General features: G+C 67.8%; 8 protein-coding genes. 2 read left to right on the top strand and 6 right to left on the bottom strand.

What is annotated here, in order from left to right; all coding sequences use genetic code 11:
• Window positions 1-85: 85 nt before the first annotated feature.
• From ndk to ON32_RS06230, 4 genes are all read right to left on the bottom strand, one after another.
• Window positions 86-502, bottom strand: a complete 417-nt coding sequence (gene ndk, locus ON32_RS06245) for a nucleoside-diphosphate kinase (RefSeq protein WP_040789508.1) — start codon at window positions 500-502, stop codon at window positions 86-88.
• A gap of 44 nt (window positions 503-546) precedes the next feature.
• Window positions 547-960: a DUF4233 domain-containing protein gene (locus ON32_RS06240; RefSeq protein WP_040789506.1), complete on the bottom strand. Its 414-nt coding sequence runs from the start codon at window positions 958-960 to the stop codon at window positions 547-549.
• A 79-nt stretch (window positions 961-1039) separates the two neighbouring features.
• Window positions 1040-2503 (bottom strand): bifunctional tetrahydrofolate synthase/dihydrofolate synthase, encoded by a 1464-nt coding sequence (gene folC / locus ON32_RS06235; protein WP_444543715.1) that lies wholly within the window; start codon window positions 2501-2503, stop codon window positions 1040-1042.
• Complete coding sequence (locus ON32_RS06230) at window positions 2500-5178, bottom strand: valine--tRNA ligase (RefSeq protein WP_040789505.1); 2679 nt, start codon at window positions 5176-5178, stop codon at window positions 2500-2502. The genes folC and ON32_RS06230 overlap by 4 nt, the downstream gene beginning before the upstream one ends.
• Window positions 5179-5417: 239 nt before the next feature.
• Here ON32_RS06230 and ON32_RS06225 point away from each other — a divergent pair, with 239 nt between their 5' ends.
• Entirely contained in the window at window positions 5418-6116 is a 699-nt protein-coding gene (locus ON32_RS06225; RefSeq protein ID WP_245550837.1) for an AAA family ATPase, read from the top strand.
• Between the two features lie 34 nt (window positions 6117-6150).
• Here ON32_RS06225 and ON32_RS06220 read toward each other — a convergent pair whose 3' ends face one another.
• Together ON32_RS06220 and ON32_RS06215 are read right to left on the bottom strand one after the other, a co-directional pair.
• The gene (locus ON32_RS06220; protein WP_040789503.1) at window positions 6151-7128 is read right to left on the bottom strand and encodes a YegS/Rv2252/BmrU family lipid kinase; all 978 of its coding nucleotides are present in this window, start codon (window positions 7126-7128) and stop codon (window positions 6151-6153) included.
• On the bottom strand, window positions 7125-8702 hold the full coding sequence (locus ON32_RS06215; protein WP_040789763.1) for an FAD-binding oxidoreductase: 1578 nt from the start codon (window positions 8700-8702) through the stop codon (window positions 7125-7127). Before ON32_RS06215 ends, ON32_RS06220 begins: the two co-directional genes overlap by 4 nt.
• A 417-nt stretch (window positions 8703-9119) precedes the next feature.
• Between ON32_RS06215 and ON32_RS06205 the strand changes: the two genes are divergently transcribed.
• On the top strand, window positions 9120-10661 hold the full coding sequence (locus tag ON32_RS06205; protein WP_040789501.1) for a glycerol-3-phosphate dehydrogenase/oxidase: 1542 nt from the start codon (window positions 9120-9122) through the stop codon (window positions 10659-10661).
• Window positions 10662-10878: the final 217 nt, after the last annotated feature.

The following is a 10878-nucleotide window of genomic DNA, read 5'->3' as shown; positions in this document are numbered from 1 at the left end:
CGTGACCGCACCCGGTGACCGATGGCCGCCGCACGATACGACCGGGCAGGGCACCCGCCCGTACGCTCCGAGGAGACGGGCCGGATCAGAGCGGAAAATCGGGGAACCAGAGCGCGATCTCGCGCTTGGCCGAATCCGGGGAATCCGAGCCGTGCACCAGGTTGGACTGGGTTTCCAGGGCCAGATCACCGCGGATACTGCCCGGTACCGCCTTCTCCACCGGATCGGTACCACCGGCCACCTGTCGGAACGCGGCAATGGCGCGCGGACCCTCCAGGACCGCGGCCACCACCGGACCGGAAGTGATGAATTCGATCAGCGAACCGTAGAACGGCTTGTCGGCGTGCTCGGCGTAGTGTTCGCCCGCCAACTCCGGGGTGACCTGCTTCAACTCCAGGGCGGCGATCCTCAGGCCCTTGCGCTCGACCCGGCTCAGCACCTCACCGACCAGGCCGCGCTCGACACCGTCGGGTTTGATCAGCATCAATGTCTGCTCTGTCACGGCGCCAGCTTATCGGGCGCGACCGAACCGGCCGCACCGCCCGTCTACGAGCGGTCCCGCATCCGCTGCGCGGGCAGTGTGCCCTGCTCCATGCGCCGCCGCACATCCGCGCGCAACAGTAGGATGAAGGCCCACACCCCGATGAACACCACCCCGATCACCACGATGGACAGATGGAAGAACCCGCCGAGCAGCACCGGCACCTGCATACCGAGATTGAACGGAATGGCCCACGACCGGCGCTGCAATCCGGCGCCCGCGACCATCACCAACGCCACCGAAACCAGATAGCCGGAGGATAGCCAACTCAGTCCACCGCCGAGGTCGGCGACCACCGGCAAGGCCAGCAGCACCGTAATGGCCTCGAGTACCAGTGCGCCCGCCATAACGCCGCGCAACCCCTTCCAGGGATCGGGCGGTGCCGGCCGAGCCGCGGGGTCGTCCTGAGCTCCACTCATGCTGTGTCCTTCCGCGGCACTCCCGGGCGCCCTCCGTGATCACACTGCGCTACCGTCTCCGGGCGTCGACCGCTCATGCTCATGCCGGGGCCTTGCCGAAGAGGGCGCGGGCGGCTCCCGCGGTCACCACCGAACCGGTCACCACGATTCCCGCGCCGGAGATGGTCTCGCCCGGTTCCCCGACCTCTTCGGCCAGTGCGATGGCGGTTTCCAGCGCGTCGGGCAGAGTGGAGGCGGTCACCACCCGCTCGTCGCCGAAACGCTGAACGGCCAGGTTGGCGAGTTGCTCCACATCCATGGCACGCGGAGAACCGTTATCGGTGACGACGATCTCGTCGAATACCGATTCCAGGGGGGCCAGTATTCCCGCCGCGTCCTTGTCGGACAGGACCGATACCACACCCACCAGCTTGCGGAAATCGAACTCGGCGGTCAGCGTCGCGGCCAGCGCCTGCGCCCCGGCGGGGTTGTGCGCGGCGTCGATGAAGATGGTGGGCGCGCTGCGCATCCGTTCCATCCGGCCCGGACTGGTCACGGCGGCGAAACCGGCTCGGATCGCATCGATGTCCAACTGCCGGTCGATACCCGCACCGAAGAACGCCTCCACCGCGGCCAGGGCGAGCGCCGCATTATGGGCCTGATGCTCACCGTGCAGCGGTAGGAAGATCTCGTCGTACACTCCGCCGAGACCCTGCAGTTCCAGCTGCTGGCCGCCGACCGCGGTCCGGCGGGCCAGGACCCGGAACTCCGAACCCGCCCGGGCCACCGACGCGTCGACCTCCACCGCGCGCCGCAACAGCACATCCATGACCTCGGGGTCCTGTTCGCCGAGCACCGCCACGGTGTCCACCGGCACCAGGCTGTCGGCGGGGGGCTTGATGATGCCCGCCTTCTCCTTGGCGATGGAGGCCAGGTCCGAGCCCAGGTACTCGGTGTGGTCGAGGCCGATCCGGGTGATCACCGCAACCTGCCCGTCGATGACATTGGTGGCGTCCCAGGCACCACCCATCCCCGTCTCCACCACCGCGACATCCACCGGGGCCTCCGCGAACTCGGCGTAGGCCATGGCGGTGAGCACCTCGAACTTGCTCAATGCCGGCCCGCCCGCCGCGATCGACTGCTGATCGATCATCTCGATATACGGCTGCAGTTCCCGATAGAGCTCCACATAGCGGGCCGGGGAGATGGGCGCGTTATCGATGCTGATCCGTTCGGTCGCCAACTGCAGATGCGGGCTGGTAAACCGTCCGGTCCGGCGATGCAGGGCGGTGAGCAGGGCGTCGATCATCCGGGAGACCGACGTCTTGCCATTGGTGCCGGCGATATGGATGGCCGGATAACCGTGTTGGGGATGCCCCAGCACGTCCATCAGGGTGGCGATCCGGGTGAGCGACGGCTCGATCTTGGTTTCCGGCCAGCGTTGGTCGAGTTCGGCCTCGACCAGCGCCATCTCCGCCAGATCCACCGGCGACGGACCGCTACCGAGGCGAGCGCCCGTCCCGTGCTGTGGCTCCGGTTCGCGGTTGCCTCGCGGATCGTTCACTTGCCACTCAGCTCGGCGAGTCGGGCGCCGATCCGGTCCACCTCGGCGGCGGCCACATCACGACGCGTACGGATCTTGTCCACCACCTGCTCGGGCGCCTTGGCCAGGAACGACTCGTTGGCGAGCTTGGCGGTGGTGGTGTCCAGTTCCTTCCGGGCGGCGGCCAGGTCCTTCTCCAACCGGCGCCGTTCGGCCGCCAGATCGACGGCACCCGAGGTGTCCACCTCGACGGTGACGGTGGTCGTGCCCAACCGCACCTCCACGGATGCGGTGGCGGAGAACCCGTCGCCGGGTTCGGTGAGTCGGGCGAGATTGGCCACCGAATCACGCATATGCGCGATTCCGGCCTCGTCCAGACCGATCACCCGGGCCGCGACCTTCTGCTTGTCGGCCAGTCCCTGATCGCTGCGGAACCGCCGGATCTCGGTGACCAGACGCTGGAGATCGGCGATCCGTCGCGCAGAGTCTGCGTCACCGGGTACCCCGCTGCTCCGCGGCCAGGTGGCGACGACGACGGACTCCCCGCCGGTCAATGCCCGCCACAGTGTCTCGGTGACGAACGGGATCACCGGATGCAGCAGCCGCAGCACAGCGTCGAGAACATTGCCCAACACCACCCGGGTGGATTCGGCACGGTCCTCATCCGCCGCGAACTGCACCTTGGACAGTTCCAGATACCAGTCGCACAGTTCGTCCCACGCGAAGTGGTACAGCGCCTCACATGCCTTGCCGAACTCGTAGGCGTCGAAGGCGGCGTCGACCTCGGCGCGCACCTCGTCGAGCCGGTCCAGAATCCAGCGGTCGGCGTCGGTGAGGGTGTCGCGGGAGGGCAGGTCACCCGGGTGGGCACCGTTCATCAACGCGAACTTGGTCGCGTTGAACAGTTTGGTGATGAAACTGCGTGAGGCCAGGACGTGCGGTTCGCCGACGGACAGGTCACCGCCGGGTTGCGCGCCGCGTGCCAGGGTGAACCGCAGCGCGTCGGCACCGTAATCGGAGATCCAGTCCAGGGGGTCGATACCGTTGCCGCGCGACTTCGACATCTTCTTGCCGTACTGATCGCGGATCAAACCGTGCAGGAACACGTCCTTGAACGGCACCTGGGGAGCGCCGCCCTTCCCCGCGGTGATCGCGGCGTCCTCGGCGACGAAGGTGCCGAACATCATCATCCGGGCCACCCAGAAGAAGAGGATGTCGTAGCCGGTCACCAGCACGCTGGTCGGATAGAACTTCTCCAGCTCCGGGGTAGCGTTCGGCCAACCCATGGTGGAGAACGGCCACAATCCCGACGAGAACCAGGTGTCCAGGACATCGGGATCCTGCACCCAACCTTCCGGCGGCGTCTCGTCCGGGCCGACGCACACCACTTCGCCTTCGGGGCCGTACCAGATCGGAATGCGGTGGCCCCACCACAACTGGCGGGAGATGCACCAGTCGTGCATATCGTCGACCCAGTCGAACCAGCGTGGTTTCTGGCTCTCCGGATGGATGACGGTGTCACCGTTGCGCACCGCGTCGCCGGCGGCCTTGGCCAGGGACTCGACCTTCACCCACCACTGCATGGACAACCGCGGTTCGATCGGTTCGCCGCTGCGTTCCGAATGGCCGACGCTGTGCACATAGGGGCGCTTCTCGGCGACCACGCGTCCATCGGCGGCAAGCCGTTCACGCACCTTCACCCGTGCCTCGAACCGGTCCATCCCGTCGAATTCGGTCCCCGTACCGGTGATCCGGCCGCGCTCGTCCATGATGGTCGGCATCGGCAGGTTGTGCCGCAGACCTATTTCGAAGTCGTTGGGGTCGTGCGCCGGGGTGATCTTGACCGCACCGGAACCGAACTCCGGATCGACGTATTCGTCGGCGATGACCGGGATCCGCCGGCCGGTGATGGGATGTTCGAGGGTGGTGCCGATCAGATCGCGGTAGCGCGGATCGTTCGGATGCACCGCCACCGCAGTATCGCCGAGCATGGTTTCCACTCGTGTGGTGGCGACCACCACATGCGGTTCGGCGTCGTCGAGCGAGCCGTATCGCAGCGAAACCAACTCACCTTCGACATCGGCGTATTTGACCTCGATATCGGAGATGGCGGTGCGCAGTTTCGGCGACCAGTTCACCAGACGTTCGGCCCGGTAGATCAGGCCCGCGTCGAACAACCGCTTGAAGATGGTCTGCACCGCCCGGGACAGGCCCTCGTCCATGGTGAACCGGTCCCGCGACCAGTCCACGCCGTCGCCGAGGGCCCGCATCTGCCATTGGATGGCACCACCGGATTCGCGCTTCCAGTCCCACACCTTTTGGGTGAACAGCTCGCGACCGAGATCTTCTTTGGTCTTGCCCTCGGCGGCCAGCTGTTTCTCCACCACGGTCTGGGTGGCGATACCGGCATGATCCATACCGGGCAGCCACAACACCTCGTACCCCTGCATCCGCTTCCGACGGGCAAGGGTGTCCATGAGGGTGTGATCGAGGGCATGGCCCATGTGCAGGGAACCGGTCACGTTCGGCGGCGGCAACACGATCGAGTACGCGGGCTTGCCGCTCGACGGATCGGCGGTGAAGTAACCGGCGGCTACCCAGCGCTCGTACAGGTCGGCCTCCACCTCGCCGGGTTTCCAGCTCTTGGGGAGGGCATCGGCGCGATTTCGCGTATGGTCAGGGGCTGCGCTGGTCACGCCGCGATTCTAGTGGTAGGCGCAGGAGGGTCGCCGCAGGGTTGCCGTCCTACCCGTGACCACGGGCCCGGCCTTCGACACGACGCAGGCGGTGCTCTTCGATGGATGAGGGACATCGAAGAACACCGCCCACGAGGTAAGCCTACAATCGATCGCCGCCGTCGGCCCGAATCCACAAGTAATTCTCAGCTTGCCGCTTCGACCTTGCCGAAAGCACGGGCACTGTGGAATCTGGGAAGGTGAGTCCACCTCTCGATACCGCACCACTGGATCCACCCGAACACGGTCTGGGCCAACCCGATTCGGAGATCATCCGACCGGAGGGACGACACGAGCTACGCGGTCGCGATATCGGTGACGTGCGGGAACTGCGCTATCCGAGCACGGCTGCACTGTTGTTCGCCGGTATCCCGGGCGCGGGCAAGAGCACCGCGCTGCACCGACTGTTCCGCTCCCCGGCCGAGGCCGAAGAGCCACCGAACGGCCCCGACGACACGCTCGTGCTCGACTCCAATCATGTCCGCAACACCTGGCGACATCGGCTGCACCGGCTGCCCTATCCGCTGTGGCGGCCGGTCGTGCACCTCGCGCATTTCGCTCGCATCCGCTCGGCGCTACGCGACCACACCGGTCCGGTGGTGATCCACGACTGTGCCACCTACGGCTGGTCCCGCCGTCTGCTGGGCCGGTGGGCCACCCGGCACGGACGCGAGTTCCACATGATTCTGCTCGATGTGCCCGCCGCCATCGCCCGGGCCGGACAGTTCGCTCGGGGGCGACGGGTCGGGGGAATCTCGTTCCGCCGGCACTGTTCTCGGTGGAATCGCCTACTGACCGCCGTCGACCGGGGGCAACGGCTGTGTCCGGAACCGGCCTCGGTGATCGTGATCGACCGCTCCGGTATGGACCGGGTGCGGCGCATACGCTTCGCCGCCTGACGGCTACGGCGATGTGGGCCACCGAGGCCCACCCTCAGGAGGGGACCAACAACGACAGTGCCCTGGGCACGCTGCGCATCGTCACCGGCAAGGTGCCCGCGGGTTCACCGTCCGCGGTGACCGGAGCCCCCGGAGAGTCGAGCCGCAACCATTCGGCGCGATAGCGGGTGACGGCCGGATGATCGACCCGCCGGCCCGAGGCCAAAGCGGGCAACAATCGCAACATCTCCGGACGCGATACCGCCCCGACCACGGTGACCTCCAATTGCCCGTCGTCGACGACGGCATCGGGGCAGATCCGCATACCCCCGCCATAGGTGCCGGTATTGCCCACCGCCACCATCACCGCTTCGGTGTCCAGGATCGTCGCCTGCGCCACGCCGCGATGAGAAAGCTCGATGTGATACGGCACCGTGGTGCCGTGAACGAGTTCGACGAGCGCGGCGAGGCTGTAGCGCAGCGAACCGTGCGGACGGCGCATTCGGTTGGCGCGCAGGGTGACCCGGGCATCGAAGCCTGTCGCGGCGACGGTCGCGAACCACATGGAGCCGGTATCGCCCGCAGAAGGGCGATCGGCGCCGATCCCCGAGCCGAAACGCTCGAATTCTATGAGTCCCAGATCAATATCGCGCACTCGACCGTCGAGCACCAGATCGGCGGCGGCGACCGGATCGTCGTCGGGGATGCCGAATTCGCGCGCCAGATCATTGCCGGTGCCGCAGGGCACCAGCGCCAACGGAATCCCGCCGTGGGCGAGTCCGTCCAGAATGACCGAGACCATGCCGTCGCCGCCGACGCAGACCACGACGTCCGGGTGGGAGCCGACGAGATTCTCACGCAGCCGCGCCAGGGTCTCGGCCACCGATGAACCGTGCACCTCGCCGACCTCGATACCGCGCTCGATCAGGCGGGCCGCGACGGACGCCGCGGTATCGCGACCCCGACCGTGCCCGGCCATCGGGTTCGTCACCATGGTGGCGGCGCGTACCGCGCCCCGCTGCGGCTCGGTCATGGCAACAGTGTGCCCGGGTTGAGGATGCCTACCGGGTCGATTTCGCGTTTCACCGCGCGGAGCACCCGAACGCCCAACTCACCGATTTCCTGGGGGAGCCAGTCCCGGTGGTCGGCGCCGACGGCGTGATGGTGGGTGATGGTTCCGCCGGCGGCCATGATGGCGTCGCCCGCGGCTCGTTTGGCCGCCTGCCACCGTGCGATCGGATCGTCGCCCATCACCGCGACCACGGTGAAGTACAGGGAGGCTCCCGCCGGATAGGTGTGTGATATATGGCACATCACCAACGCGGGTGTAGCCCCGACGGTGAGCCGGTCCACCAGCGCGGCGGTGACCTTCGCCTTCAGCTCGGGTAACACACTCCAGTAGCCGGCGGTCTCCAGGGTTTCGCACAGCACCCCCACATCCAGGAGGGCATCACGCAGGTAGGGGGCGGCGAACCGACCGTGTTCCCACTGTCGTGCGGGTTCCGGCCCCAACGAGGCGCCGCCCGCGGCGCGCAACACGGCCGCCGCCTCGGAACTCCGGGCCGCGATATGCGCCCGCGCGCCCTCGAAGGTCGTCACCGCCAGGCAGCCGCCGACCGCCGGGCCGCCGATATCCGCGGCGCGGGCCAGGTTGAGCGCGGTTTCGGCCTCGTCGGACAGACGCAGGACGGTCGGCGTGGCACCGGATCCCACCAACGCGCGCAGCGCCGCGACCCCGGTGTCGAAATCCGGAAACGTCCACGCCTCGTAATGGGTGTCCTCCGGGATCGGATGAACCCGCACGGTCACCTCCGTGATCACCCCGAGCGTGCCCTCGGAACCGAGGAACAGCTCGCGCAGATCCGGACCGGCCGCCGAGGCGGGCGCGCGGCCCACGGTCACCGTCCCGGTGGGGGTCGCGATACGCAGACGCTGCACCATATCGTCGAACCGCCCGTATCCGAACGAGGCCTGTCCCGACGAGCGAGTGGCGGCGAACCCCCCGATACTGGCGAATTCGAAACTTTGCGGGAAATGCCCCAACGACAGACCGTGTTCGGCCAGCAGCCCCTCGGCACGCGGTCCGGTGACACCCGCGCCGAAGGTGGCGGTCCGGCTCACCGGGTCGACCGCGAGCAGCTCGTTCAACCCACGCAGATCCAGGGAGATCACCGCCGTGAAACGGCCACGCACCGGATCGAGGCCGCCCACCACGCTGGTGCCGCCGCCGAACGGAACCACCGCTATCTCGTGGTCGGCGCAATAGGTGAGCACCGCCGCCACCTGGTCGTGGTCGGCGGGGAAGACAACGGCGTCCGGTGCGTCCTGCGGACCCTCGGCGCGACGGCGCAGCAGATCGAGGGTGCTCTTACCGCCCGCGTGTCGCAGTCTGTCGCGATGCTCGGTGGATACCCGGTCGACGCCGACCACCGTGCTCAGGCCGGCGCGGTGGTCGGCGGAAAGCTCCGACGAGCGCAGCGGCACATCGCCCTCATCACGATGAGCCGCCGGCTCGCCGGAGATTCCGAAGACCTGCGTCAGCAGGCCGCGAATCCGCTCCGATAGCGGGGCATGCCCTTCGGGGACACCCCAGGCATCCCACACCATATCGGGTGCGACCCGACCTGCGGGGGGATTTGCGGTGGGGTCGATGCCGGCAGGTTGCCACATCCGGTTCACGGGCCCCAGTGTGGCACTCGGTGCGCACACCGGGCGGCCGGACGCGCCCAACGGCCACGATCCGATGCTCGCACCGCATCTACCAGCACGGTCACCATAACCAACCGGGTCCGCGACTTGGATGCGCTCTCCGTTTGCTCCGCGGATGAAAGCGACATTTCGGGCAGGTCGACGCAGGCGGGCCGATACCCGCGCACTGCGACGAACGTCACCTGTTCCTCGGTTCCATCGCCATCGGATATCGACGAGGCAGACTCGAAGGCGCGGACCACGAAGGTCCCCGTCCGCATAAGGGAAGCGCTCGTATCCGGAAGGCGGGCCGACGGCCCGGGAAAGGCCGAGACGATGTCGTCACCGCATACCGATTCCGCCCTGAACGCCGCCAGACGACAGCGTGAGTTGACCGCGCTGGGCGACGAACCTCACATCGACCTGCTGGTCATCGGCGGTGGAGTGACCGGAGCCGGTATCGCCCTCGACGCCGCGACCCGCCGATTGCGTACCGTCCTGGTGGAACGGCAGGATCTGGCCTTCGGCACCAGCCGATGGAGCTCGAAGCTGGTCCATGGCGGTCTGCGGTATCTGGCGAGCGGCCATATCGGACTCGCCCACGAGAGTGCGGTGGAACGCGGGATTCTGCTCACCCGCACCGCGCCGCATCTGGTGCGACCGCTCCCCCAACTGGTTCCACTGCTACCAGGTATCACGCGGACCCAACGCACCCTCACCCGAGTGGGTTTCGCGGCGGGCGATCTGCTGCGCCGGGCCGCCGGCACATCGGCCGCACATCTGCCCCGCTCCCGTCGGGTGTCGCCGGCCGAGGCGCTGCGACTGGCCCCCACCCTCCGCCGGACCGGACTGCGTGGCGGTATCCAGGCCTGGGACGGCCAACTGGTGGACGATGCCCGGCTGGTGGTCGCTCTGGCACGTACGGCTGCCTCCTACGGGGCGTCCGTGCTCACCCGGGTGGAGGCCGACGCGGTCACCGGCGACTCGGCGTCGCTACGCGACACCTGTACCGGCGAAACCCTCACCGTGCGTGCCCGGGCTGTGATCAACGCGACCGGCGTCTGGGCCGACCGGATCGATCCGAGTATCGAACTACGTCCCAGCCGCGGCACCCATCTGGTGTTCGATGCCGAGTCCTTCGGTGGGCTCACCGCTGCCCTCACCGTTCCGGTGCCCGGCAGCATCGGCCGTTTCGTCTTCGCTCTCCCGGCCGCCCACGGCCGGGTCTATCTGGGCCTCACCGATGAGGATGCGCCCGGACCCGTCCCCGACGAGCCGCGCCCCACCGACACCGAGATCGATTTCCTGCTCGACACCGTCGATTCCGTCCTCCGCGCGCCCCTGACCCATGCCGATATCCGGGGCGCCTTCGCCGGCCTGCGCCCACTGTTGCGCACCGGGGCCGACAGCACCGCCGATATATCCCGCGAGCACGCGGTGCTGCTCTCACCCGCCGGCGTCGTCACCGTGGTCGGCGGCAAACTCACCACCTACCGCCGCATGGCCGAGGACGCCGTGGACGCCGCCATTCGACACGCGGGTCTTGCGGCGGGCCCTTGCCGCACCGAAGATCTCCCCCTGGTCGGCGCGGTCACCGGTCCGGCCCGGGACCGAATCCGCGCCCCGCGGCTCCTGATCGATCGTTATGGTGGTGAAGCGTCTGCCGTTGCCGCCCTCGCCGAGACGAATCCGGCTCTCGCCGATCCCGTGGCTCCAGGCGTGGATGTCATCGCCGCCGAGTTCGTCTGGGGGGTAACCAATGAGGGCGCCATGGATGCGAGCGACCTACTCGACCGCCGCACCCGTATCGGCCTGGTTCCCGCCGACCGCGCGGCCGCCGCCCCGGCCGCGTCGGCCGCACTATCGGAAACGCGGTAAGCCACCACACCGAAGCGATACGGCCACGAAGCCGCAAAACCGGCCCATTTGTAGCGGCTTCCCTACCAGGACTTCGCTTGCGGACCACAACAAGGCACACAGGTTTTTCGAATGGTGGCTCGCGTTGAGGTGGCCGCGACCGCCGTTCATGGTTGAATCCGCGTGATTGGGCGCCAACCGACATCGGCCCAGAGCCACGGTCGACCCGGCGTTCTGT

Origin of the sequence: Nocardia paucivorans NBRC 100373 (assembly GCF_000308675.1) — a bacterium.
Lineage (GTDB): Bacteria > Actinomycetota > Actinomycetes > Mycobacteriales > Mycobacteriaceae > Nocardia > Nocardia paucivorans.
The sequence above is the reverse complement of the archived record's forward strand: the minus strand, read 5'-3'. Positions and strand labels throughout refer to the sequence as shown.